Source organism: Vibrio sp. V31_P5A7T61 (assembly GCF_009904895.1).
Taxonomy (GTDB): Bacteria; Pseudomonadota; Gammaproteobacteria; order Enterobacterales; family Vibrionaceae; genus Vibrio; species Vibrio metschnikovii.
Genome location: NZ_WXWI01000073.1, coordinates 105,964 through 132,071 on the forward strand (window position 1 = coordinate 105,964; position 26,108 = coordinate 132,071).

General features: G+C 45.5%; 17 protein-coding genes, 2 tRNA genes and 1 riboswitch. Of the genes, 6 read left to right on the top strand and 13 right to left on the bottom strand.

Annotation, left to right across the window (positions count from 1 at the left end):
* Nucleotide 1: 1 nt before the first annotated feature.
* The 9 genes from CAG58_RS16480 to CAG58_RS16520 form a co-directional block, all read right to left on the bottom strand.
* On the bottom strand, nt 2-1,726 hold the full coding sequence (locus tag CAG58_RS16480; protein WP_161426677.1) for a GspE/PulE family protein: 1,725 nt from the start codon (nt 1,724-1,726) through the stop codon (nt 2-4).
* Nucleotides 1,716-2,834: a tetratricopeptide repeat protein gene (locus CAG58_RS16485; protein WP_161426676.1), complete on the bottom strand. Its 1,119-nt coding sequence runs from the start codon at nt 2,832-2,834 to the stop codon at nt 1,716-1,718. The genes CAG58_RS16480 and CAG58_RS16485 overlap by 11 nt, the downstream gene beginning before the upstream one ends.
* Nucleotides 2,831-3,676, bottom strand: coding sequence for an AAA family ATPase (locus CAG58_RS16490; RefSeq protein ID WP_161426675.1), 846 nt, complete (start codon nt 3,674-3,676; stop codon nt 2,831-2,833). Before CAG58_RS16490 ends, CAG58_RS16485 begins: the two co-directional genes overlap by 4 nt.
* 45 nt (nt 3,677-3,721) lie before the next feature.
* A complete protein-coding gene (gene mshL, locus CAG58_RS16495) occupies nt 3,722-5,332 on the bottom strand; it encodes a pilus (MSHA type) biogenesis protein MshL (RefSeq protein WP_154170706.1) in 1,611 nt (536 codons plus the stop codon).
* A 12-nt stretch (nt 5,333-5,344) separates the two neighbouring features.
* A complete protein-coding gene (locus CAG58_RS16500; protein ID WP_233268194.1) occupies nt 5,345-5,662 on the bottom strand; it encodes an MSHA biogenesis protein MshK in 318 nt (105 codons plus the stop codon).
* Nucleotides 5,655-6,305 carry a type 4a pilus biogenesis protein PilO gene (gene pilO / locus CAG58_RS16505; protein ID WP_161426674.1) on the bottom strand — a complete coding sequence of 217 codons (651 nt, stop codon included), beginning with the start codon at nt 6,303-6,305 and terminating at the stop codon, nt 5,655-5,657. Before pilO ends, CAG58_RS16500 begins: the two co-directional genes overlap by 8 nt.
* Nucleotides 6,305-7,747 carry an MSHA biogenesis protein MshI gene (locus tag CAG58_RS16510; RefSeq protein WP_161426673.1) on the bottom strand — a complete coding sequence of 481 codons (1,443 nt, stop codon included), beginning with the start codon at nt 7,745-7,747 and terminating at the stop codon, nt 6,305-6,307. The genes pilO and CAG58_RS16510 overlap by 1 nt, the downstream gene beginning before the upstream one ends.
* A 6-nt stretch (nt 7,748-7,753) precedes the next feature.
* On the bottom strand, nt 7,754-9,745 hold the full coding sequence (gene csrD, locus CAG58_RS16515; protein ID WP_161429807.1) for an RNase E specificity factor CsrD: 1,992 nt from the start codon (nt 9,743-9,745) through the stop codon (nt 7,754-7,756).
* 145 nt (nt 9,746-9,890) lie between these two features.
* On the bottom strand, nt 9,891-10,418 hold the full coding sequence (locus CAG58_RS16520; RefSeq protein WP_161426169.1) for a single-stranded DNA-binding protein: 528 nt from the start codon (nt 10,416-10,418) through the stop codon (nt 9,891-9,893).
* Between the two features lie 282 nt (nt 10,419-10,700).
* Here CAG58_RS16520 and CAG58_RS16525 point away from each other — a divergent pair, with 282 nt between their 5' ends.
* The 4 genes from CAG58_RS16525 to CAG58_RS16540 all read left to right on the top strand — a co-directional run bounded on the left by CAG58_RS16525 (nt 10,701) and on the right by CAG58_RS16540 (nt 17,263).
* The gene (locus CAG58_RS16525) at nt 10,701-11,351 is read left to right on the top strand and encodes a LuxR C-terminal-related transcriptional regulator (RefSeq protein WP_158137756.1); all 651 of its coding nucleotides are present in this window, start codon (nt 10,701-10,703) and stop codon (nt 11,349-11,351) included.
* Between the two features lie 197 nt (nt 11,352-11,548).
* A complete protein-coding gene (gene galU / locus CAG58_RS16530; protein ID WP_154169290.1) occupies nt 11,549-12,418 on the top strand; it encodes a UTP--glucose-1-phosphate uridylyltransferase GalU in 870 nt (289 codons plus the stop codon).
* 144 nt (nt 12,419-12,562) lie between these two features.
* Nucleotides 12,563-15,388, top strand: coding sequence for an excinuclease ABC subunit UvrA (gene uvrA, locus CAG58_RS16535; protein WP_040904715.1), 2,826 nt, complete (start codon nt 12,563-12,565; stop codon nt 15,386-15,388).
* Between the two features lie 108 nt (nt 15,389-15,496).
* Nucleotides 15,497-17,263: a PglL family O-oligosaccharyltransferase gene (locus CAG58_RS16540; protein WP_161426168.1), complete on the top strand. Its 1,767-nt coding sequence runs from the start codon at nt 15,497-15,499 to the stop codon at nt 17,261-17,263.
* A 136-nt stretch (nt 17,264-17,399) separates the two neighbouring features.
* On the opposite strand, the gene CAG58_RS16545 is transcribed toward CAG58_RS16540, so the two are convergent.
* Entirely contained in the window at nt 17,400-18,527 is a 1,128-nt protein-coding gene (locus CAG58_RS16545) for a pyridoxal-phosphate-dependent aminotransferase family protein (protein WP_154169296.1), read from the bottom strand.
* A gap of 228 nt (nt 18,528-18,755) precedes the next feature.
* A riboswitch (Lysine riboswitch) is annotated at nt 18,756-18,932 on the top strand.
* Nucleotides 18,933-19,042: 110 nt separating this feature from the next.
* On the opposite strand from CAG58_RS16545, the gene lysC reads away from it, so the two are divergent.
* On the top strand, nt 19,043-20,392 hold the full coding sequence (gene lysC / locus CAG58_RS16550; protein WP_161426167.1) for a lysine-sensitive aspartokinase 3: 1,350 nt from the start codon (nt 19,043-19,045) through the stop codon (nt 20,390-20,392).
* A gap of 52 nt (nt 20,393-20,444) precedes the next feature.
* On the opposite strand, the gene metH is transcribed toward lysC, so the two are convergent.
* A complete protein-coding gene (gene metH, locus CAG58_RS16555; protein WP_161426166.1) occupies nt 20,445-24,125 on the bottom strand; it encodes a methionine synthase in 3,681 nt (1,226 codons plus the stop codon).
* Nucleotides 24,126-24,317: 192 nt separating this feature from the next.
* On the opposite strand from metH, the gene CAG58_RS16560 reads away from it, so the two are divergent.
* A complete protein-coding gene (locus tag CAG58_RS16560) occupies nt 24,318-25,604 on the top strand; it encodes a cation:proton antiporter (protein WP_154169302.1) in 1,287 nt (428 codons plus the stop codon).
* 269 nt (nt 25,605-25,873) lie between these two features.
* Here the strand turns inward: CAG58_RS16560 and CAG58_RS16565 are convergent.
* Both CAG58_RS16565 and CAG58_RS16570 read right to left on the bottom strand, forming a co-directional pair.
* Nucleotides 25,874-25,950 (bottom strand) — tRNA-Trp (locus CAG58_RS16565).
* A 49-nt stretch (nt 25,951-25,999) separates the two neighbouring features.
* A tRNA-Asp gene (locus CAG58_RS16570) sits at nt 26,000-26,076 on the bottom strand.
* Nucleotides 26,077-26,108 lie beyond the last annotated feature (32 nt).

Consider the following 26,108-nt stretch of genomic DNA (forward strand, 5'->3'; position numbering starts at 1 on the left):
CCTAGAGATGAATCGGCTGATTAAGGCCGGAAATATCCCCTTCACCCAGCGCCATCACTTCATCTAAACTCACAATGCCTTGCAAAGCCAGATCCATCGCTGAAGCTAATAAAGGCTTGTATCCTGCTGAAGCACGAGCCGCTTCGGCAAAGCCTACTGCGTCGTTTGAGCGTAAGGCATCCATCATATGCGCTTCGAGTTCCAACATTTCAAACACCCCGATCCGTCCTCGGTATCCGGTTAGGTTACAGCTTTGACAGCCTCGCCCACGCATAAAGGTCGCCGACACTTGGTTAGGAAAACGTACATTCAACCATTGCTGGCGAGCATCATCGAGAGTCTCTTCGGTTTTGCAATCTGGGCAAACTTTACGGATCAGACGCTGCGCGACCACGGCACGCACAGCACTGGCGACGAGATAACCGGGAGCGCCCATATCAATCAAGCGTAATGCACTATCGATGGCATCATTGGTATGCAGCGTGCTTAACACTAAGTGACCAGTTAACGAGGCACGTAAACCGATTTCGACCGTTTCTTGGTCACGCATCTCACCGACCAAAATAATGTCTGGGTCTTGACGTAAAAACGTTCGTAGTAAGGTTGAAAAATCCAAGCCAATTTTAGGATTCACTTGCACTTGATTCAGGCGAGGAATGCGATACTCAACCGGATCTTCTGCCGTGAGGATCTTTTTACCCGCTTCATTGAGTTCTGATAATGCACCATACAAAGTGGTTGTTTTACCCGACCCTGTCGGGCCGGTGACTAAAATCATTCCGTAAGAGCGTTTGAGTTGCTTACGTAAGCGCAGGAGTAAATCCTCTGGTAAACCTGATTCTTCCAGTTTACGTACGCCACTGGTTTGGTTAAGCAAGCGCATCACCACCGATTCGCCATATTGCACAGGCATGGTCGATAAGCGAATATCCACCGATTGCCCCTTGGCACGAATATTAAATCGCCCATCTTGCGGTAGGCGTTTTTCGGAGATATCTAAATTGGCCATCAGTTTAAGACGTAGAACTAAGGCTGAGGCGATATTGACTTCATTAAGTAGGGTTTCATGTAATACCCCATCAATTCGCTGCCGAATGCGCAAAATATTGGCATCGGGCTCAATATGAATATCGGATGCGCCAACTTGAATCGCATCTTCAAACAGTGAATTGATCAGTTTAACTACCGTGACATCTTCGGTTTCCTCACCGGAAATGGCGTAATCAAACGCGTCATTTTCTTGATGTTCTGCTTGCAAACGTTCAGCAAATGAAGCGATTTCTTTCGTACGACGATAGTAGCGATCAAACGCTTCAACCAATTGCTTTTCTGGCGCAATCGCAAACTCAAATTGATAGTCAGACAATTGATTGAGTAATGATTCTTGTGCAAAGAGATCCGCAGGATCACTCATAACCACTCGCAATAGATTGCCTTGCTTGCTCATTACCAAGGCCCGTAAACGCCGCGCATGAACTTCAGGGAGGATTTGTACTGCATCAATGTCAACATGAGCGCGATTAAGATCAATCAGTGGAATAAACAGTTGCTGAGATAAAAAGCTAAGCATTTGTTGCTCGGTTACAAAACCAAGCTCAATTAAGGTAGCGCCTAATTTACTGCCTGTCTGCTTTTGGGCCGCCAGTGCTTGTTGCACTTGTTGCTCAGTAATGATCCCTTCTTCAACCAAGAGATCCCCAAGACGCTTTCTAAGTTTAATTTGCAAGATTCGTCTCCTCGCTATGAGTCAGCGCTTGTAAACGTTCACGAATAAACTGGTGAGATTGAGAGGATAACCCGACATGGTTCAATGCTTGTTGATAAGCGTACTTCGCTTCGCTCCATTGCGCTAAACGCTCTTGAGTAATCGCCAAGCCTAGCCACCAGCGTCCATTGCTCGGTTCTTGCTCTGCCAACAATCGATAACTCTGCAAAGCGATATCATCGACTCGATTGCGCTGAGCAACTGCCGCTCGCAGCGATAAATACTCAATCGATGGGTTAGCGGGTAAATACGCGAGTGGAGTCAGCGCCGCTTGACTTTGATCTTCTTTGAGTAGCATTCGAGCAAGCGCAATGCGTAACGTTTCTCCCTCATGATTGAGTTGCATCCCACGTTGCAACAAATCAAACGCTTTTCTTAATTCACCTTTACCATAATACAGTGCAGCCAACTGTTGACGCACTCCTTCATCTAAAGGGGTGTGACGTAACGCTTCACTGTAACCATTCACGGCTTGGTTAAAATCATTATGTGCCAGCGCTCGCTCCGCGCCAGCTACGGCTTTATGGGCTAATTGCTCTGGCGTTAGCTGTACCGATTCAATCGACATCTGAGCAACGGCGATGTCGGGAACATTCGTCACCGGCGTGGCTGGCGCTTGTACTGTTTTTACTCCGCTCAGCGCGGGCACACTGCGCTCTTGCAAAGCCGCTAAAGGAGCGATTGGAGCAGAAACCGTCTGCGGCGCTGAATGAGATTGAGAAACCTCTGGCGATACCGTTCGCGTAGCCGAAGCCACCCGATACACAGGAACCGCTGGCATCTGAGTATTTTGAGTCGGTGAAGGCGGCATCGAGACTTCAAGATGATTCTCAGTCAGCCTAGGGGAAGCGGTGACCGACAGCGAATGCTGGCCATTAGAGGCATCTAACGAGGTCGCTTGCCAAGAAACGGCCCCCCCACCGACAGCAACACTCACCGCAAAACCCGCCAATACCCATACCCAAGCTGGACGAGCAGCGACAGGAGCGACCTTAGCTCGCTCTATACCCGCTAAACCATTCGGTTGCTTAGTCACCAATTGCGATAACGCTTTATTAATCACACTCATTGCTGACTCCATCCCCAAAACAGCGGGGTTTTAAATTTAGGTTTACAAGTATCAAACGTATCATGAATCGCATCAAATACATGGCCATTGGAAACCGAAGGTTGTTGAGCATAAAACGCTAATAATAAGGCCTTATGGCTTACCTGATTTAATAAACGAGGAATGCCGTGACAGGCTTTCCATAACGCTTTTTTCTGTCGGCGAGAAAATAATGGCTGCTGGCAACCTGATTTTAATAAACGGTTATCAATATAAGCGATTGACTCGGCCAACGATAACGGTCGCAAGTGAGCACTAAAGGTGATCCGCTGACGAAATTGCCTTAAGTGATGTTCTGCCAATCGACGATCAAGTTCGGGTTGTCCCAGTAAGACAATTTGTAACAGCTTACTCTGTTCAGTTTCTAGATTGCCAAGCAATCTTAAGGTTTCGAGCCCTTCATCTTGTAAAGCCTGAGCTTCATCCACAATAACCACTACTCGTTGCCCTTGTTGATGGCACGCCAATAGCCGAGTTTGGATAGCTTCAATCAGTTGCAACTCTGGCACGTCAGGCAATTGCAATTCATTGGAAATAGCGCGGCGTAATTCCGCGCCGGTTAACAGCGGATTCGGCAAATAGAGCCAAAGGATCTCGTCACTCATATGGGTCAATAGCATCCGACAAACCATGGTCTTTCCTGTGCCGACTTCTCCGGTCACTTTGACGATCCCTTCTCCCATCGTCAACGCACCACTGACGGTTTGAATCGCTTCATAGTGAGGTGCCAGCCCCAAAAACAACTGCGTATCTGGGGTGAGATGAAACGGTAGCTGCTCAAAACCAAAGTGTGCTAAATACACGGCTGATTTATCTCCCCGATGAACACGACGTGTGACGACCAATCACTATTGGGAATCAGGAAACCATTCTTGCAATAAGTCTCGTGAACGTTCTAACTCTTTTTGCCACGTATTGACCCCAACGACTGTCGGCTTGAGTAAAATCACCAACTCCGTTTTTTGGGTCACATTGGAGGTTTGGCGGAACAGATGCCCCAACAGTGGTATATCACCAAAAAACGGTACCTTAGAGGTTTGATTCATGGTATTCGATTTCATTAAACCACCAATCACGACCACATCGCCATCTTGTGCTCGAATCACCGAATCAGACTCACGAATTGAGCTACGCGCTAACGGTAAAGTAATGATTCGATCGTTAAATTGCACCGATTTCTTCTGCTCTTCCACTTCAATCACCGAAGGGTGAACATGCAAAAAGACATACCCATCATCATCAATTTGCGGCGTCACATCGAGTGAGATACCCGAGAAAAATGGGGTTAATTGAATATTGGGAGCGACGTTGGCGTTATCACCAGTACCGACTTCACTAGTCAGGTCAGTCACATAATATTCATCGGTGCCGACTTTAATCACTGCTTTTTGGTTATTGGCAGCCGTGACTCGCGGGCTAGACAGGACATTAAGATCGCCTTGCGTCGACATAAAACTTAGCACTGCATCAAAGCTGCCACTTTTGACAACCAGATTGGTCTGCCCACCTAACAACGTACCGATCGCATCCATCCCCGGTAAGCTAGAGACTGGATTAGATATAACCCCCTGACCTAACTGGTAATTATTGCCATTAGATGAAAAGGTTTTTGACCAATTGATCCCTTGTTGGAAACCATCATTTAATGTCACTTCAAGAATTTTCGCTTCAAGGATCACTTGACGCTGAATCCGTAAATGAGACATATCGAGAAATTGGCGAACCTCACGAATTTCGTCTGGGTAAGCGCGCACGGTGATCACTGACGCTTGTGGTGTGACCATCACACTCTGACCACTTCCCGACCCAATTAATCGACCAATGGTACTTTCTAATTGCTGCCAAAAATTACTTTCACTGATGGTTTCAATTTCCGTTCCCCCACGGGAAGCATTATTATTGCTTGAACCAGTATTATTACTTGAATTGTTGGATGAAGTCGGGTTAGTCACCGTTCCAGTACTGATTGATGTAATGGAGCGTCCACTACGCTGAAATTGCAAATAATCCACCGGTATAGTGACCGTTCTTAACCCAGCAGGATAGACTTGTAGCACTCTGCCGACTTTTTCGACTTCAAAACCATACAAATCTCGCACCACCGCCAGCACTTCATCTAAAGTCACATTGCTTAGGTTCAAGGTAATCTGCCCAGAAACCGCAGGATGAATGGCGACGCTGTAGTCACTGCCTTTAACCAAACTAGTGAAAAAAGCGGCGGCATCAACTTGGTTAGCTTGCACTCGAAAACGAGCAATATGCAGCGGCTGCTCACGGCTTCTGTCGACTAACTCAGGCATTAAATCTGCTTCAACAGAGGCGGGTAACTGTTGTAGTTGGCGACTATTGGCCTCATTAATTGCTTCGTTCAAGGCTTGCTTTATTTCCACCGGATCTCGGTGCCCCATAGCGCAACCCGCTAAAGTGGTAACCATTACTGCGATAACAACTTGACGCATCATTTTTATACCCTACTCTTTGATATCCAGCGAAAATAACTGCAGTTGCCAAGTCTGCTGCCCTTTAGTTAACGTCACCTGCTCCTCACTGACTTGCTTAACCCGATAGCCATCGATCTCATCGCCTGTAGACAATACTTGTTGATTAAGCGTTGCGTAACAAGCTTGCTGGCAAACAATGCTCTGCAATTCAGGCAATGCCGTTGTCACCGATGATACCGCACCAGCGTTAGAGGAACGTCCTCCGAGAGGCGCTGTCGGATCTTGGGCGGCGATGGCACAAGAGCTCATCAACACCATCAGTATTGCGCTATATTGAATGTTAGCCACCGATGAACTCCTTCTGCGTACCGAGCGTGTACACTTCAAGTAACAGTCTCGCTTGTGGATGCTCGCCTACTTGATAGTGAAAACGTCGCCAATAATAACGAACCGGTAAGTTCTCTAACGCCTGTAAATAATCACGAATCGCAAAATAGCTACCTGTTAGTTCGATACGCACCGGATGAACAAAGTAGCGTTCGGCCCCCACCACAGGCTCTTGGAGAGCAATCGGCTCTGCGGGTAACGAAATTAAACTTTCCAATTTCAATCGCTGGCTTTTTTCTAACACTTCTTGCAATAGTGAGGCCATTTGTGACGGAGAAACTAAGCTGCCGACTTTTTCCGCTAACTGCTCTGTTAATTGATGGTGATAAGCTTGTAATTGAGTGAGCTCAATGTCGATATCCGCATCCGGATTGGTACTGAGTTGATGTTGTAACTGTTGGATAGTGTTTTGCATACTTTGCTGATGAGTTTGCAAACTCATCAAACGATTGGTTTGCATTTGATGCTGAGCAAGCAAAGGATCAACCAGCCAAGTTTGTATAGATAATACAATGATCACCAATCCACACAGACTGATAAGTCCCTTTTCGCTGTTTTTTCGCTCAGCAAATAGATGACTGAGCGTTTGCCAATATTGACTCATTATCTCGCTCCTTGCTGAGTTTTCAGTTCAAATGTCACCAGATCTTGCTCATTGCGCCCCATGGTTAAACGTTCAAAATTACGGCCGACTAACGGCGTTTGCTGCTTAAATTTACCGATCCAGTACGGGATAACTTTAGCTTCGGTAGCTAAGCCTTGAATATCTAACCGATTGGGAGAAATTTCGATATGAGTCAGCGAAATATCACGATGAGCAACGCTCGCTAACGCGTTCATGATTCCTGAGTAGCCTTCTTGCTGGCTGTGTGTAAATTGATCCATTGCGCTTAGCGAAGCTTGCTGACCTGCAATCTGCCGTTTTATACGTTCGATGGCCGCAACTTTTCCTGCCGAAGGACGATGTTTGGCTTGTTGTTGCTGAAGCTCTGCCAATTGTTGATTCAAACGATCCGTCTGTTGCTGAGCCAACGCAACCTGCTGATCCAATTGAGTGGTTTGATAAGCGTAAAAACCAGCAACCGCCAACATGACTAGCGTGACACCACTCAGTGCTACGATAACATTACGTAGAGAAAAGTGATCGGTCTTAGGATGCAAGTACCGCGGATAAAAGTTTAATGTGGGCCGAGTCATTAAAGGCAGATAATGAGCTAATACCTGCCCAGATAACGGCGGTTGTTGCTCTTCAGATAAAGGGCTCGCTTTAACGTTCAGCCGTTCATTCAGTGCCGCCACTAATTGGGTATGATCTTCATCATCACAGCACACTTTAAGCTGATGGAGCGCGACACCTTTTAATTGCGAAGAGAGGTAATCAATTGAGCGTTGGAGTTCAAGCGCTAAGCCATCCAATTGCAATGCTGGGCTCGTTTCCCCAGTCACTGGCGCGACCACACCACGTAAAGTGCGCTGAAAATAACAACGCTGGTCAACAAAGGCATCTAACTTAAATTGGCCTTCTCTGCTGCGTTGTAATAATAAAAAGTGTGGCGTTTGAACGCTGTTAGCCCAAATCTCTTGCTCAGGGATCACTTGCCCTAATTGGTAGCCAATGCTTTGTAATGCTTGGGCAAGCTCTAGAATAACCTTAATACTGATCACATAAGCTTGGATTTTGTTACTGCCACTTAACTCATAAGCATCAGCGACAATCTCAGTGGGTTTTTCACTGATCAAATCTTTGAGCAAAAAAGGCAGCGCACCAGACCACTCTTCGCGTGGCACTGCTGGCTTATCCATTTGATAACATTGGTATAGTTGAGCGTGTAACACCACGTCCACGACATCACCCTTAACGGGATTGGCTTGCAGCGCTTGACACAGAGAAGTTAACCAAGCCCCGTCTCTGAGCGGATAACGCGTCGCAAGAGGGGAGTCTTGAGTAGCAGAGAAATAAATCGCGTCCGGCTGTACAACCGCAAATAATTTGCGGTCTTGCTGCGCTCGACGAGTGATTTTATGAAACAGCGTATTCATCTTCATTTTTCTCTACTTAGTCCGCCATCGATTTCTTTTGCCCGGCTTGACAGAGGGCTGTTCAGTACTGGGAGCCACAATCCAAGGCTGCTCTGCAGCAAACCATCGACCTTGTCCACCATGAATGCCAAGGGCAATTAACATTTGCCATTCGGCTTGCGTTTCCACTCCCACAGCGATCACTTGGGTACTGGTTCCCCCGCACACTCCGATCATACTGCGCACAAACAGTTGATTCTCGTGCCGTTGATCAATATTTTTAATTAAGCTGCGGTGTAATTTAAGGTAATTAATTCGTAAATCTTTAATGTAATGAGTCGCAACGATCGTTCGTCCCGCTTGACCAACCACCAATTTACATCCCAACCCCGCAATCATTCTTAGCACTGGACGCATATAATCTAAATGTTGCACTAAACGCCCCTCAGCAAACTCAAAAGACAACCGAGTGCGTAAAGCATAAGGTAACTGCATGATTTCATGACGAAACCAACGCCAATAGTGTTTATCGGCAAAGGGAACAACATGTAAATTAATCGAGTAATGCTCTGTCGATGCTTGGTTTTTCAATAATTGTAGTACACGGACGAAGACTGCGCGATCAAGCATCGCTTCGTAACCAACGGTTTCTAAAGCAGAATTAAAACGTGAGGCCTTGAGCATGCCTTGGACAGGATCATAAATGCGGACAAACAGCTCATCGTGAATCAATGTTAATTGATTCTCTTCGCTAATTAAATAACACGGCTGCCGGAATAAACGAATTTTCTCAGGAATGAGACTTTGTTCGAACAAGGTTCGCCAGCGTACGCTACCGCGCTCGTCATCCACCGTAACCAACTTCTTAAACCGGCTCCACGCATTACAGCCTTGCATCTGCGCACTACGTAACGCAGTTTCTGTTTCATCAATGATTCGTCCACGTCGTTCGCCCTCTTGGTACATACTCATTCCAATATGGAACCAGTTTTCTCGTTCTAAAGGATAAGGCGGGCTTAGGCGCTCAAGCAATTTAAGACATTGGCTCGCCACATGACTGACATCTTTAGAGGTTTGGTGAGGCATAAAAATCGCGAAGACCGAGTCATAATAACGTGACAGAACCACATCAGGATAACGGGCAATGACATTTGCAATACATTCACCCACTTCAACGATAAAATCATCAATGATGACTTTTCCTTGCTGCTCACGCGCGGTATCCAGTTCATCGAGCCGGATCATAATGACCCCACCACGAGCACCACTTTCCAGTAAAGCTGATTCTAATTTGCTATCAAACAGAACTCGATTGGCGGCGCCAGTCAATTGATCAAGAAAGGTTTGACTACGAATAAAGCTATCAAATCGACTTCGCTCTTGACGAGCATCTTGTAGCTCTTCAATCAGTACATCGATAGCTTCACTCGCCGTATAAGGCCACTCTCGTTCATCTCCTTTGGCATACTGCTCAACACGTCCGGCTAAAATCATCCGTCCGCGCTCTTCCAATAACTCAGACCCTAATAACTGTTCACGCAACCATTTTGTCGCTCGGACCAAACAAAAAATGACCAGTCCAATCGCTAAAGTGATCGACCACATGGCACCAAAAGAGTAGTTATACCCTAGATAGGGTGGTACTGCTTTAAAATGAATGACGTAACTGGGATGACTCGGTAATGGGAAGGTCATCTGAGTCAAGCGATCGGCTGTGATTCTCGATGTGTTATCATAAAAACGATAGACAATCTCGGATGACGTGGTGAGTTCGAGCTCAACAATACTCGATGCCTGAAGTATTTTTGGCATCCAATCCGGCATTGAGTTTGCCGCTTGAGGATCGTGTAACTCTTGATCGACAACGTCAACAATCCCACTTAAATAGTGTTTGAGATAATCTTGTCCCATACGCTGAAACGAGAGTGCACCACCAATAAATAAGATGAACATGGCACTGGTGACAATTAAGGTCACAAAAGCGACTAAACGTGTGCTCAATTTAAGCGTTGGCGTATACCGCATGAAGCTGAATTCCCTTCTTAATTCATCGGCTATAAAAGTAAGATTAGTGAGCCCTGAATTTCTTGAAGTCACTCAATGATTTGGGCTTATCCTTAACTATATAAAAAAGCCGCGAACTTCGCGGCTTTTTTTGAAAATCAAATGGCTAGAACGGGATATCGTCATCAAAATCCATCGGCGGCTCATTATATTGTGGCTGAGCTTGCTGAGCTTGCTGAGGTGCTGACTGCTTCGGTGATTGCTGCGCTGAAGGTTGTTGTGGCTGTCCCCAGTTACTTTGTTGACCTTGAGGAGCCCCCTGTCCAGGCGCTGCACCTTGCTGACGACCACCCAACATTTGCATAATGCCATTATAACCTTGCACCACAACTTCCGTGGTATAACGATCTTGGCCGCTCTGATCTTGCCATTTACGCGTTTGTAATTGACCTTCGATATAAACCTGCGATCCCTTACGTAAATATTCGCCCGCAACTTCAGCGAGTTTGCCATATAAGGCTACGCGGTGCCATTCCGTTCTTTCACGTTGCTCGCCGGTGGTTTTATCACGCCAGCTTTCTGAGGTTGCCAGAGTGATATTTGCTACCGCAGCACCACTTGCCATATAGCGAACTTCAGGGTCAGCCCCTAAGTTACCGACCAAAATTACTTTATTTACGCCACGGGTTGCCATGTTCTGCTCCGTCATCAAATTTGGTTTTTTAATATTGTGCTAAAGAATAACACGCTTTGTGACTACTACCAATCTCCGCTCTTAATCTGTTATCAGCAAAAGAGAAAATCCAGACACGCTGATCATTTTTTCGATCCTTGTCGTTATTTCAAGTTTTGATAATAGTATCATTTACTTAGCTCGTGGATATGTTACGCAAAGCATTGATTAACCGTTCGTATCGTACCTCATCTTTCGGCATGCTGAACAAACCGTGTTTGTACATCAATCAGGATGAACCCTATGCCCAAATCGAGTTACGCGCGTACCATCTACTATCTGACCACAGACGTAAATCAATCGACTCCGAGTCGGTTACAAAAAGCATTTCATCTACTCGCGATCCCTATCGAAAAAGTGGAGCCTGAACCGTTAGTACAACAATACCGACACAGTAAACACAAGATACTGCTGCTCGATTATCAAGATCATCGCGCGATTCGTCATCGACTTGGTCCTTTAAAACTGACCACTCATTATCTTGAGACGATTCTTTTTAATGTCGATAAACGACTACCGACCGATCTATTAATCAGCTTTGGGAATTTAAAGGGGCTCTTTTATCAAACCGATAGTGCGGAGCAACTTTCCCATGGCTTGGCGCAGATCATTAATGGCCAAAATTGGTTGCCTCGTCATGTTTCGAACCAATTACTGCATCATTTTCGTTACGCCTTTCATGAGCAACATACCAAAGCCACTCTCGATCTTACGGTTCGAGAAATACAGATTTTACGCTGTTTGCAAGCGCAAGCTTCCAACGATGATATTGCGAAGAACTTATTTATCAGCGAACTAACCGTAAAATCTCATTTGTACCAAATTTATAAAAAGCTCGCGGTAAAAAACCGCGCCCAAGCGATATCTTGGGCCAATCACCATCTTTTTCAGTAATGATATCGGGCTGTTAGGATGTTATCGAGAATAGGTAGAATGGCACATTTTCGATACCCCAATACAGAATGTGCTCAATCACACGATCAGAACATGATAAAGTTAGCCTATTGTTGCGCATTAAGCTTATCAAGCAAGATCAACAACCTTTATGGGCTTACAGCGACTGCACTTTAATAACAATAGGGTTCTGACTAATGATTAATAAATGCCTTTTTCCTGCGGCCGGCTATGGTACTCGTTTTTTACCCGCGACCAAATCAATGCCAAAAGAGATGATGCCAGTGGTGAATAAACCATTGATCGAGTATGGGGTTGAAGAAGCGATTCAAGCCGGTATGACTGGAATGTGTATTGTTACCGGACGGGGCAAACACGCAATCATGGATCACTTTGATATGAACTATGAGTTGGAACACCAAATTCGTGGTACCAACAAAGAAGAACTGCTGATCGATATTCGACAAATTATTGATACTGCTCACTTTACCTACATTCGTCAACGTGAAATGAAAGGCTTAGGGCATGCCATTTTAACGGGCCGCGAGCTTGTCGGTGATGAACCTTTTGCTGTGGTTCTCGCCGATGATTTATGTGTCAATGCTCAGCAAGGAGTCTTAGCACAAATGGTCGCGCTGTATAAGCAATTCCGCTGCTCGATTGTTGCGGTACAAGAAGTGCCTGCAGAAGAAACACATAAGTACGGTGTGATTGCTGGAGAGATGATCAAAGACGATCTGTTCCGTGTCGATAACATGGTTGAAAAACCAGAGCCGGGCACAGCGCCGAGTAATTTAGCGATCATTGGGCGCTATATTTTAACTCCTGATATTTTTGATTTGATTGAGCAAACTGAACCTGGCAAGGGTGGCGAGATTCAAATCACCGATGCGCTACTCAAACAAGCCCAGTCTGGCTGTGTATTGGCTTATAAATTTAAAGGCCAACGTTTTGATTGCGGTAGCGTCGAAGGCTATATCCAAGCAACCAATTACTGCTTTGAGCATTTATACCAACAGAATGAACAAAAAGTAGCACTCGCGAAACAATCAACCACTAAAGGCTAATCATTCAGGGTTAGTCAGCACTTTATTGACGGAGCCCTCTGGATAACGGCTCCGTTTTTACTGTTTTTTTATCCAGTGAATATTTGCACAAATCGCACTCTATGTAATACTGACCCTACTTGGTATTACAGTAGACTTTATCGGATGGACAACATTGAAGTACGTGGGGCGCGTACCCACAACCTGAAAAACATTAATCTAACGATTCCCCGTGACAAACTGATTGTGATCACCGGTCTTTCCGGCTCTGGGAAATCTTCGCTGGCGTTCGATACCCTTTATGCTGAGGGGCAACGTCGTTATGTCGAATCGTTATCCGCTTATGCTCGGCAATTTCTCTCATTGATGGAGAAACCCGATGTTGATCATATTGAAGGCTTATCCCCTGCTATCTCGATTGAACAAAAATCTACCTCGCATAACCCTCGCTCTACTGTCGGTACCATTACCGAAGTGTATGATTATCTACGTCTACTCTATGCACGAGTTGGCGAGCCGCGTTGCCCTGAACATCAAGTCCCATTAACGGCACAAACCATCAGTCAGATGGTCGATAAGGTGCTCGAAATGCCGGAAGGCAGTAAATTGATGCTGCTTGCGCCTATCATTAAAGAGCGTAAAGGTGAACACGTTAAAACGCTGGAAAATCTCGCTGCGCAAGGTTTTATTCGTGCCCGAATTGACGGCGAAACCTGTGATCTTTCCGATCCACCAACGTTAGAACTGCATAAAAAACACACCATTGAAGTGGTGGTGGATCGGTTTAAGGTACGCAGCGATCTTCAACAACGCTTAGCCGAATCGTTCGAAACTGCCTTAGAGCTTTCGGGAGGGATTGTCGTCATCGCGCCGATGGATCAACCGGGTGAAGAACAAATATTTTCCGCTAACTTCGCTTGTCCGCACTGTGGATATAGCATGCGTGAGTTAGAACCACGAATGTTCTCATTTAATAATCCAGCAGGCGCTTGCCCAACGTGTGATGGTTTAGGGGTGCAGCAGTATTTTGACCCAAGCCGAGTGATCCAAGATGCTAATTTAAGTTTAGCGCAAGGTGCCATCCGTGGTTGGGACCAGAAAAACTATTACTATTTTCAAATGCTGAATGCGTTAGCAGAACACTACGATTTTGATCTCCATCGCCCATTTAATCAACTCCCCAAACGCATTCAAGAAGTTGTATTACATGGCTCAGGACGAAGTGAAATCGAGTTTAAATACATCAATGATCGCGGCGACATTCGCGTTAAACGCCATCCTTTTGAAGGTATTTTGCATAATTTAGAACGCCGCTATCGTGATACCGAATCGAACTCCGTGCGTGAAGAACTGGTGAAATACATCTCAACCAAACCTTGCAGCAGCTGTAACGGCACTCGCTTACGTTTGGAATCTCGCCATGTGTTTATCAATAACACCACTCTGCCAGAGATCGTTGAGTTAAGTATCGCCGACGCCTTAGACTTTTTTGCCACTATGCAGCTCGAAGGTCAGCGAGCACAAATTGCTGACAAGGTCATGAAAGAGATTAATGACCGTTTGCAATTTTTAGTCAACGTCGGACTCAATTATCTAAATTTATCACGCAGTGCCGAAACGCTCTCTGGCGGTGAAGCACAGCGTATTCGCTTAGCCAGTCAAATTGGTGCTGGACTGGTTGGCGTGATGTATGTACTGGATGAACCATCGATTGGTTTACATCAACGAGACAATGAACGATTACTGAAAACCCTGACTCATTTACGTGATTTAGGTAATACCGTGCTGGTTGTCGAGCATGATGAAGATGCCATTCGCATGGCGGATCATGTGATTGATATCGGCCCCGGTGCTGGTGTACATGGTGGGACCATCGTTGCTGAAGGCCATGTAGAGCAGATCATCGCTAATCCACATTCATTGACCGGCCAATATCTCAGTGGAGCCAAGAAGATTGCCATTCCGACTCAGCGAGTGCCTCGTGATCCGAATAAAACGGTCGAGCTGCTTGGTGCGTCTGGCAATAACCTAAAAAGTGTCGATCTTTCTTTGCCTGTCGGGCTCTTTACCTGCGTCACTGGTGTTTCTGGCTCTGGTAAGTCAACGTTAATCAACGATACTTTCTTCAGCATTGCCCATACTGCTTTAAATGGCGCGACGACAGCAACACCAGCGCCTTATAAGGCGATTAAAGGTCTTGAACATTTTGATAAGGTTATCGATATTGATCAAAGCCCAATCGGTAGAACACCACGTTCTAACCCCGCGACCTATACTGGTATTTTTACGCCTATCCGTGAGCTGTTTGCTGGCACTCAAGAATCTCGTTCTCGAGGTTATAAGCCCGGCCGTTTCAGTTTTAACGTCCGTGGCGGGCGCTGTGAGGCGTGTCAGGGAGATGGGGTTATCAAAGTTGAGATGCATTTCCTACCCGATGTTTATGTGCCTTGTGATGCATGTAAGGGCAAACGCTATAACCGTGAAACCTTAGAAGTCCATTACAAGGGCAAAAGCATTGATGAAGTATTGCAAATGACCATCGAAGAAGCCCATGCGTTTTTTGAGCCTGTCCCTGTGATTGCACGTAAGCTGCAAACGCTGATCGATGTCGGTTTATCCTATATTCGCTTGGGCCAATCAGCCACAACTCTATCCGGAGGTGAAGCACAACGCGTTAAGCTTGCGCGTGAGTTATCCAAACGTGATACCGGTAAAACACTCTATATTCTTGATGAACCGACCACTGGACTCCATTTCCATGATATTCAGCAATTGCTGATCGTGTTGCATCGCTTGCGTGATCGCGGCAATACCGTTGTCGTTATCGAACACAACCTTGATGTGATTAAAACGGCTGACTGGATCGTCGATTTGGGCCCAGAAGGTGGGCAAGGGGGGGGGCTAATTATTGCCGAAGGTACCCCAGAAGAGGTCGCACAAGTCGCAGGCTCACATACTGCTCGCTTTTTAAAACCACTGCTCATTCAATAAGGCTATATTGCCGCGCGAAAAAACGCTAAAGTAACGCAACCAGTCACTTATGACTGGTTGCGTTTCAAAAAATAATGGATTGATGTTCAACAATAGATTGTGAGATTTATGGCGACTTTGCTACTCAGCGGCACTCAACTGCAACCGACTGTTCCAAAAGCCCCTTTAAATAAGGCTTTCCTGATTGCCCTTGGCGCTGTTTATTTGCTTGCGATGCATTTTTTTATGCCTAATCCAGGTGGTGCAGGATTAGCCTTATCGTTTAACTCCACGACATGGATAGCCGTCAGTATCACCATCGCCATCGGTTGGTATCAAATTGCCCTCAACCAAAGCCTGCGTTATTCAAAATTAACGGTCGTGTTTTTTGTCAGTTGCTGCATTTTAAGCACACCACTCTTGTATGGAAACGCTTATCTCACTGGTGCTATCGGACGGTTAACGGGGTTATGGGCTGGCTTAGCGCTGTTCATCTGCTTACAACAGTTCTATTTGAGCAATAAGCATAAACAGCGCTTACTATGGTATATCTTGCTGGCGGTTCTTATTCAGGCATCATTTGGGCTGTATCAATACTTCCTGTTAAGCCCCAATAACTGGTTTGGTTATAATACGTTAGCTAATCGTCCCTACGGTATTTTCCAACAACCGAATGTGATGGCGAGTTTTATGGCAACGGGATTGATCGTATCAGGCTATTTATTGGCTCGCCAACCTAAAAAATATGACACCAAACTGTTTGAAATTGGTCTGCTCTATCTTACACCGCTACTAACTCTGCCTTTGTTAGTCGTGTTAGCGTCACGTACTGGCTGGTTATCTGCCGTGTTAGGAACGATGATGATTTTACCTTATCTTTATCGTTTTGCTCCGCGTCGCCGATTGGTTTACTGGATCAGCGCCAGTCTTAGCGGTGTGTTACTGGGGTTTGTGGCCATGTACAGCCAGAGCACCAGCGATATGGTGACCAGTAAAGCGGACCTTGATAGCCCAAGACGCTATACCTTTCCACAAACCGTAGACATGTTGATTGAAAAGCCGTTTACCGGTTATGGCTATGGAAATTTTGAAACCGAATATTTGCTGTACACTGCCCGCCAACATCAACTGAACCCTAATTATCCTGCAGGATTACCTGCTATGGATCATCCACATAATGAACTGCTTTTTTGGGGCGTCGAAGGCGGACTATTACCCCTACTGGGAATTGCGATTGCTGCTGGGTTTGTATTACTGAAAATCCGGACAGCGAAAAAAGGGACTCGCCTCGCTATGCTTGCACTTCTCGTGCCGATTGTTGTGCATAGTCAATTGGAGTACCCGTTTTATCATTCAGCCATTCACTGGATTAGCTTTATCGTTCTGCTGTATTGGATTGATCAGCGAGTTACCCGATATCGCACCTTCTCTTTTAGCCATCTCAGTGGTTCATTACTACGCATCCTGAGCTTAGTGCTACCGATTATCACTAGCCTATATATGTTAACGTCACTGCACAGTAATTATGTGCTTGCTCAATTCGAAAAATCGAATCCACCCAATCCTGATATTTTACATAAGGTCACCAATCCATTGGTATGGCGAGATCGTTTCGACTGGAATATTTACAGCACCTACCTCAATCTAGGCTTGCATCAGCAACGAACTGACTACATCCAGCCTTATATCGATTGGTCATTATCGGTTATTCAGCATAAACCAAGACCCGCTTTTTATCGTAACCTCATCTTGGCTTATCAAGGCTTAGGCGATGAGAGCCGAGCGGCGCAAATCCGTTCAGAAGCGGAGTTCCTCTTCCCGACGCTCGATTTCACGCCGCCGAGTTCTTCTTTTCCGTCATCGGACAGCACCATCGTTCCGGCGTCTAGTGAGTGATGATGCTCAACCAGCAACGATACGCCTTTCCAACAACACGTGTCGTCAAAAGAGGCTAAGAATCCCCTAACCAGACAATAAACATTCATCAATGAATTAGGGGAATACCGCCGTTTAACACGTCATCGATACGGCGTTATCGCTGTAAGGCAAGTCCGTCTTGCAACGCTTTCAGACATAAGGCGATGTTTTCTGGGCGCGCCGCGTATCCCATCAACCCAATTCGCCATGCTTTACCTGCTAATGCTCCTAATCCAGCACCTATCTCTAAGTTGTAATGATTAAGCAAATAGTCACGCAGAGCTGCATCATCTACGCCTTGAGGAATATACACCGTATTCAGTTGCGGTAGACGACTGGCTTCATCAACCACAAAGGTTAATCCCAGCGCCTCTAAACCTTGTTTCAATATATTGTGCATTCGGCGATGGCGATCCCACGCGTTGTCTAGTCCCTCTTGTTGCAGTAGCAGTAACGCTTCGTGTAAAGCGTACAAGCTATTCACAGGCGCCGTATGGTGGTAACTGCGTTTGCTTGCCCCACTCCAATACCCGAGGACTAAGCTTTGGTCGAGGAACCAACTTTGAATCGGTGTGGTACGCGCGTGTATTTTATCAATCGCAGCGGGAGAAAAAGTTAATGGTGATAAACCGGGCACACAAGATAGGCATTTCTGACTTCCAGAATACACCGCATCCAATTGCCATTCATCGACCAATAGCGGTACACCACCAAGCGATGTCACGGCATCCACGATTGTCAACATGCCATACTGTTTTGCTAATTGACTGAGGGCTTGCGCATCACTGCAAGCACCCGTTGAGGTCTCGGCATGTACGAAAGCCAAAATTTTCGCATCGCTGTGTTCAGCTAACGTAGCGGCCACTTTTTCGATTGAAACTGGCTTTCCCCACTCATCATCAATCACAACCACTTGTCCGCCACAGCGAACGGCATTTTCTCGCATTCGCTCGCCAAACACTCCATTACGACAGACAATCACTTTGTCACCAGGTTCGACCAAATTAACAAAACAGGCCTCCATACCCGCACTCCCTGGCGCTGAAACCGCAATCGTGAATTCGTTTTGGGTTTGAAAGGCATATTGTAGTAACTGCTTCAGTTCATCCATCATGCGAATAAATAATGGATCCAGATGACCAACGGTCGGTCGGCTTAAGGCCTGTAATACTTGCGGTGAAATATCTGAAGGTCCAGGCCCCATCAAGATCCGACGAGGTGGAATAAAACTGCTAATAGCCATAATTGCTCCTTGCTTTTTCGATGACGTGAATGGTTGAGGTTAATGCAAATCATCTCCCACCACAATCCGACCGAAGTCTAGGGATCCAACCACTTTCACATTCTGATCATTTTTATTTGCATGAGTAGCAACATTTGCAATTGACATTAATGAAACAAAACCGTTCAATGAATGCGCTATCTATACCGAAGAGACTTAACCTAACAACACCACGTTAAATCTTGACGGTATAGCAGAAGAGGAGCACTGCCCAGGCAGATCATTTGTGGAGCCTCAACTCCAATACAAACGATTCATGGGGAGCAGTGCCGAGGTAAAACAAAGGTGAGGCTTTGATTTACCGGTTGCATGGGCTGAATCCCTGTGACTGTCATCAGACGAGACTGATGAAGAGCTTCTGAGGACATTGCTTAACCGTTATCCCTCTTTATTTGCTCTCAGTTCACACTCTTCAAAACATTGGACGTTGGATTACCAACTATTTTTTATTTATAGGAAGTCTTGGGAGACATGCTGTGAACGCATTCAATGTCGCTAAATTTGGCGGAACAAGTGTTGCTAATTTTCAAGCGATGAGCGGCTGTGCCGCGATCATCGAAAATAATCCTGCTACTAAGTTAGTGGTGATCAGTGCCTGTTCAGGGGTAACCAATCTACTGGTTGAATTGGCAAACGGAGTACAAGATAGCCAACAGCGAGCGATGATTATTCAGCAATTAGCGGATATTCACTACACGATTATCGAGTCTTTAACCGCACCGAAAACGGTCTGTGCTGAGATAGAAACCATTTTAGACACGGTACGCCGAGCCGCAGAGGCCGCCGCGTTTGAAGTCAGTAAAAAGTTAACCGACCATCTTGTGGCTTGTGGCGAGTTAATGTCCACTTATTTACTTACCCAAATCCTTCGTGAACGTGGCGTCGATGCCGTACGCTTTGATGCTCGTCAAGTGATGCGTACTGATGATCACTATGGCCGAGCCGAACCACAGCTGGCCGCCGTACAATCTTTAGTGACTGAAAAATTACATCCACTGTGCCAACAACACGTCGTGGTTACTCAAGGTTTTATTGGTGCCGATCAAGAAGGCAATACCACGACCCTTGGTCGAGGAGGCAGTGATTATTCAGCGGCATTATTTGCCGAAGCAATCCAAGCCTGTGGCCTAGAAATTTGGACCGATGTACCGGGTATTTACACCACCGATCCACGGATTGTTGCCAAAGCCGCTCCAATTTCCGAAATCAGTTTTAGTGAAGCATCAGAAATGGCCAATTTTGGCGCTAAAATTCTTCACCCTTCAACACTAGTACCTGCGATTCGTCATGGTATTCCTGTTTTTGTGGGCTCGTCCAAAGCACCACAAGAGGGAGGCACTTGGATTCGTCAACAAGTCGATAGTACGCCACTGTTTCGAGCACTTGCACTGCGCTGTAATCAAACCATGGTAACGCTACGCAGTGCTAACATGTTTCATGCTTATGGTTTTTTAGCCAAAGTGTTTGAGATTTTGGCAAAACATAAGATTTCTGTAGATCTGATCACGACTTCAGAAATTAGTGTATCGCTAACCTTAGATAAAACCGATACGTCAGGCGGCAATCCTGAATTACCACAACACGTTCGCCAAGAGTTAGAGGCTTTATGTACGGTAGAAGTCGAACACGATCTCTGCTTAGTCGCACTGATTGGTAACAAAATGAAAGATAGGCCCGGCTACGCCAAACAGGTCTTCGGTGTGTTGGATGAATTTAATCTACGTATGATTTGTTATGGTGCCAGCGCCCATAATCTCTGCTTTTTAGTCAATAGCAACGTCTCTAAATCGGTCATTCAAAAGCTGCATCAAGAGTTATTTGAATAACACTAAACTCAAATAGGCAGGTCATCATGATGCGACCTGCCTATTTGGAGTGTTAACCATTAATATTGGGGCCAAGCCACTTTTCGGCGGTTAATTTATCCCAACCTTTACGCTCAGCATAACTTTGAACTTGATCTTCTTGGATCTGAGCTATGGCAAAATAACGTGAATCTGGATGAGAAAAATACCATCCCGATACCGATGACCCCGGCCACATCGCGTAACTACTGGTTAACGACATGCCTATATTTTCTTCAACCGATAGCAATTGCCATAGCGTGCCTTTTTCAGTGTGCTCAGGACAAGCCGGATAACCGGGTGCCGGGCGAATACCCTGATACTTTTCGCGGATCAAATCATCACAAGCCAGATTTTCCCCTACCGCATAGCCCCAGATTTCTTTACGCACTCGCTCATGTAAGTACTCAGCAAAGGCTTCCGCGAGACGATCCGCCACCGCTTGAATCATGATCGCATTATAATCATCCCCTTGTGCTTTATAAGCATCGGCAAGCTCCCTTTCTCCAATCCCCCCCGTCACGGCAAAAGCGCCAATCCAATCTCGCTTAGCTGACGATTTCGGAGCAATGTAATCGGCAAGACAATAGTTCGCCCCTTTCGGTTTTTCAGTCTGTTGGCGTAAATGGTGTAAAACATGCACAACCTCAGTGCGTGTTTCATCGGCATAGACCTCAATATCATCACCCACACTGGCAGCAGGAAACAAACCACAAATACCTTTCGCTTGCAGTAATCCTTCTCGCTCCACTCTATCTAAGAGTGTATTAGCATCGTGAAATAAACGCTGTGCTTCTTCACCGACTTCTTCGTGCTGCAAAATGGCTGGGTATTTCCCCATCAAAGACCACGTCATAAAGAAAGGAGTCCAATCGATATACTGGCGTAATACGGCAATTGAGCAATTATCAAAGACATGGATACCAGGTTTAGCTGGCGTTGGCGGTGTATAGGTTTGCCAATCAATAGCGACTTTATTAGCACGCGCTTTATCTAAACTGATCGGGCGAGTTTTCGGGGTTTTGCGCGCATGCTGCTCTCTGGTACGTTGATAGTCGAGATCCAACTTTTCAACAAATGCGGGCCGTAATTCATCCGACAACAAAGCGCTGCACACTCCAACCGCGCGTGACGCGTTATTCACATAGACGACAGGATGACGATAATTTTGTTCAATTTTGACTGCGGTATGCGCCTTAGAGGTTGTCGCGCCACCAATCAATAACGGTAAACTAAAACCTTGTCGCTCCATCTCTTTAGCAACATGGACCATTTCATCTAGTGAAGGCGTAATCAAACCAGACAAACCAATAATATCCACTTGCTGCTCTTTGGCGACTTTCAGGATTTGCTCACACGGTACCATTACGCCAAGATCTATAATTTCGTAGTTATTACACTGCAGTACCACACCAACAATATTTTTACCGATGTCGTGTACATCGCCCTTCACCGTCGCGAGTAAAATTTTTCCATTAGCAGAACTGGCCTGTTTGAGCGCATTAATATACGGCTCAAGGTAAGCCACTGCCTGTTTCATCACTCGCGCCGATTTAACCACCTGAGGTAAAAACATTTTACCTTCACCAAATAAATCACCAACAACGTTCATACCATCCATCAACGGACCTTCAATCACATCCAGTGGTCTTGCTGATTGCTGGCGAGCATCTTCGGTATCTTCAATAATAAATTCCGTAATTCCTTTCACCAAAGCGTGCTCTAAACGCTTTGCTACTGGCCAACTACGCCACTCGAGTAAGGCCGGATCATCAACTTTACCAACCGCATTGTCACGGTACTGCTCTGCCATCTCAAGTAAGCGCTCCGTGGCATCAGGGCGGTGATTTAAAACCACATCTTCTACTGCTTCACGCAAGCTGACTGGCACATTGTCATAAATTTCCAACTGACCTGCATTAACGATACCCATATCCATACCGTGTTTGAAACAGTGATAGAGGAATACGGCATGAATCGCCTCTCGAACGTAGTTGTTGCCTCGAAATGAAAAAGAAACGTTAGATACCCCACCGGAAATCATCGCATAAGGTAAGCCGCGTTTGATGTCCGCAATCGCTTCAATAAAATCGACCGCATAGTTATTGTGTTCATCAATTCCAGTGGCAATCGCAAAAATATTGGGGTCAAAGATAATATCTTCCGGTGGAAAACCGACTTCATCGACTAAGATGCGATACGCATTGCTGCAGATCTCTACTTTACGCTCACGGGTATCCGCTTGACCCACTTCATCAAATGCCATCACAATCACGGCCGCGCCATAACGGCGAACCAGCTTTGCTTGTTCAATAAATTTCGCTTTACCTTCTTTTAAAGAGATAGAGTTAACAATCCCTTTACCTTGAATGCACTTTAGCCCCGCTTCAATGACTTCCCACTTCGACGAGTCAACCATGATCGGTACTTTAGAAATCTCAGGTTCGGAAGCACATAACTGTAAAAAACGCACCATACAAGCTTTGGCATCGAGCATGCCTTCATCCATATTGATATCGATGATTTGTGCGCCATTAGCCACTTGCTCACGCGCCACGTCTAACGCTTCATCGTACAACTCTTCACGAATAAGACGCTTAAAACGTGCTGAACCGGTGACATTAGTCCGCTCACCGACATTAACAAACAACGTTTCCTTGGCAATTGTGAGTGGCTCTAAGCCAGAGAGACGACAAGCAACGTTAAGCTCAGGTAAACGACGAGGTGCCACGCCTTCGACCGCTTTAGCCATCGCAGCAATGTGCTCAGGCGTCGTACCACAGCAACCGCCCACCAGATTCAAAAATCCGGCTTGTGCCCATTCAGCAATATGCTCCGCCATCTCTTCGGGACCGAGATCATAGTCACCAAAGGCATTCGGTAAGCCAGCATTAGGATGAGCAGAGACATAGCTTTCTGATATTCGCGATAATTCCGCGACGTATGGGCGCAGCTCATCGGGACCAAGCGCACAGTTAAGACCAAAAGAGAGTGGTCGAACATGGCGCAGAGAATGATAGAAGGCTTCCGTTGTCTGACCTGAAAGGGTTCTTCCGGACGCATCGGTGATCGTGCCTGAAATCATTACAGGTAATGCGTAACCTAATTCATCAAAGATACCATCAACCGCAAAAGCACAGGCTTTCGCATTAAGCGTATCAAATACCGTTTCAATCATGATCAAATCGCACCCGCCTTCAATCAAGGCTCGCGTCGATTCTGAATAGGCGTCAACCAATTGATCAAAGCTGACATTGCGGTAACCGGGATCATTTACATCGGGCGAGATCGAGCAAGTTCGGTTAGTCGGACCGAGTACACCCGCAACATAGCGTGGTTTATCGGGCGTTTTTTCAGTCCATTCATCGGCGACTTGGCGTGCTAGTTGCGCAGCAGCATAATTAATTTCTGCGCTTAATGACTGCATATCGTAATCGGCCATCGCAATGGTGGTCGAGTTGAAAGTATTCGTTTCTAAAATATCAGCGCCAGCGGCTAAATAAGCATGATGGATCTCTTTGATCAATGATGGTTGAGATAGAACCAAGAGATCATTATTACCTTTAAGATCACAATGCCAATCAGCAAACCTGTTACCTCGGTAGTCTTGCTCTTGTAACTGATAACTCTGAATCATGGTGCCCATACCACCATCAATCAGTAAAATTCTGTGTTTGAGTTGCTGCTCAATTTGCTTGGATACCTGACTTCCCACTGTAAAACCTCACTCCCTTGTATTTATTCCTCATCCTATCACAGTTTAGTTAGAAATCTAGACGTCTAAAAACCAGATTAATGACATCGAAAATCCTGCGATTAACAAAACCTAATTGTTAGAAAATGTTTGCTATTTGTTATCGATACAACGAAAATTTTAATTACACCTTGTTACATAATGAGAAAGAGAATGTCGGTCTACTACACCCTATGCTTTTTATCTGCCGCGGCGATGATGATTGCTTTTATCAACAGTAAAATAATCAAGATGCAAACCACCATTGCTATTACCGCTGGTTCAATGATGCTTTCGATATTGATCATCATTGCCGGACAAAATGATTGGTTTTATCTCGCACAAATTGCCACTGATACTGTAACGAGAATTAATTTTGAAAGCTTTTTGTTAAAAGGCATATTAGGGTTTCTGCTATTTGCAGGTGGCTTGGGGATCAAACTACCCAATCTAAAAGAACAAAAGTGGGAGATTACCGTACTTGCTCTAGGAGCAACACTCTTCTCTACCTTCTTCATCGGCCTAGTGTTGTATGCCTTTTGTCAGTTTATTGGTATTCAACTTGACCTGATTTATTGTTTACTGTTTGGCTCCCTTATCTCCCCCACGGACCCGATTGCCGTACTTGCGATTGTAAAAAAACTCAATGCACCCAAGCGTATTTCGACCCAAATTGAAGGAGAATCGTTATTTAATGACGGCTTCGGATTGGTTATTTTTGTCACGCTATTCACGATCGCTTTTGGTCATGAAACACCAACGATTGGCAGCGTTACTGTACTGTTTGCTCAAGAAGCATTAGGCGGAATTGCTTACGGCTTTTTACTTGGCCTACTCTTTCATTACTTGATCAGTGCTACTGATGACCATTCTATGGAGCTCTTACTCACTATCGGTATCCCAACCGCAGGGTATGTTTTTGCTGATGTTATCCATGTTTCCGGTCCCTTAGCGATGGTAGTGTCTGGCATTATGATCGGTAACTGGACACGTTTTATCGGTTTTTCTAAAGAGAGTGAAGAGCACTTAGATCATTTCTGGGAGCTCGTAGATGAATTTTTAAATGGCGTATTATTTTTATTGATCGGTATGTCAATGTTGCTGTTTGAATTTCATCAAGAAGATTGGATTCTAATGGCCTTTGCCATTCCACTCGTACTATGTGGACGCTATCTGAGTGTGTGGATATCTTATTTGGGCTTTAAACGCTTTCGTCATTACAACCCATGGTCAGTGAGAATTCTGACTTGGGGAGGATTACGAGGTGGATTGGCGTTAGCCATGGCGCTATCTATCCCAGCTGGGGTAATGGTCATTCCAGATAAATTAATTGATGTGAAAGAATTGGTAATGGTGATGACTTATGCTGTGGTTGTATTTTCCATCTTAGTGCAAGGTTCTACCATTACTCCAATGATTGAAAAAGCGAAGCAGGCCGAGCCAGACAACACTAAAGACTGAGATGAAAATAGCCCTATAAGTTGATCGTTATAGGGCTATTTTATGCCTTATTTTCCCGTTTTATATGCCAATGTTGTGTTCTAATAAGTAAATAACCGAAAATAAAAAAGCCTTAACATTGCTGTTAAGGCTTACGATTTGCTATTAACACCCAACACACGCATCTTTTGGCGATTAGCGAGATCCGCTGCTTTGGAAGCTACCGAAATTAAAAATATTGTACCTAGATCAAAAAAGGTCTTAGTCAAACGACTAAGACCCTTTGTATCTGGCAGGGGTGGAGAGATTCGAACTCCCAACACGCGGATTTGGAATCCGCTGCTCTACCAATTGGAGCTACACCCCTAAATAATCTTACAACTAAAGCCTTGCTGTTTAGCAAAGCTCTTTATCAGTGGCGGAGCGGACGGGACTCGAACCCGCGACCCCCGGCGTGACAGGCCGGTATTCTAACCAACTGAACTACCGCTCCACATTGTCTTGTTACTCGATAAAGTCTGATTG

Excerpts from the sequence above, each read along its gene's own strand:
- CAG58_RS16485 (WP_161426676.1), bottom strand. The coding sequence starts at position 2,834 with ATGAGTGTGATTAATAAAGCGTTATCGCAATTGGTGACTAAGCAACCG.
- mshL (WP_154170706.1), bottom strand. The coding sequence starts at position 5,332 with ATGCGTCAAGTTGTTATCGCAGTAATGGTTACCACTTTAGCGGGTTGC.
- pilO (WP_161426674.1), bottom strand. The coding sequence starts at position 6,305 with ATGAGTCAATATTGGCAAACGCTCAGTCATCTATTTGCTGAGCGAAAA.
- CAG58_RS16510 (WP_161426673.1), bottom strand. The coding sequence starts at position 7,747 with ATGAAGATGAATACGCTGTTTCATAAAATCACTCGTCGAGCGCAGCAA.
- csrD (WP_161429807.1), bottom strand. The coding sequence starts at position 9,745 with ATGCGGTATACGCCAACGCTTAAATTGAGCACACGTTTAGTCGCTTTT.
- CAG58_RS16520 (WP_161426169.1), bottom strand. The coding sequence starts at position 10,418 with ATGGCAACCCGTGGCGTAAATAAAGTAATTTTGGTCGGTAACTTAGGG.
- CAG58_RS16525 (WP_158137756.1), top strand. The coding sequence starts at position 10,701 with ATGCCCAAATCGAGTTACGCGCGTACCATCTACTATCTGACCACAGAC.
- galU (WP_154169290.1), top strand. The coding sequence starts at position 11,549 with ATGATTAATAAATGCCTTTTTCCTGCGGCCGGCTATGGTACTCGTTTT.
- uvrA (WP_040904715.1), top strand. The coding sequence starts at position 12,563 with ATGGACAACATTGAAGTACGTGGGGCGCGTACCCACAACCTGAAAAAC.
- CAG58_RS16540 (WP_161426168.1), top strand. The coding sequence starts at position 15,497 with ATGGCGACTTTGCTACTCAGCGGCACTCAACTGCAACCGACTGTTCCA.
- CAG58_RS16545 (WP_154169296.1), bottom strand. The coding sequence starts at position 18,527 with ATGGCTATTAGCAGTTTTATTCCACCTCGTCGGATCTTGATGGGGCCT.
- CAG58_RS16560 (WP_154169302.1), top strand. The coding sequence starts at position 24,318 with ATGTCGGTCTACTACACCCTATGCTTTTTATCTGCCGCGGCGATGATG.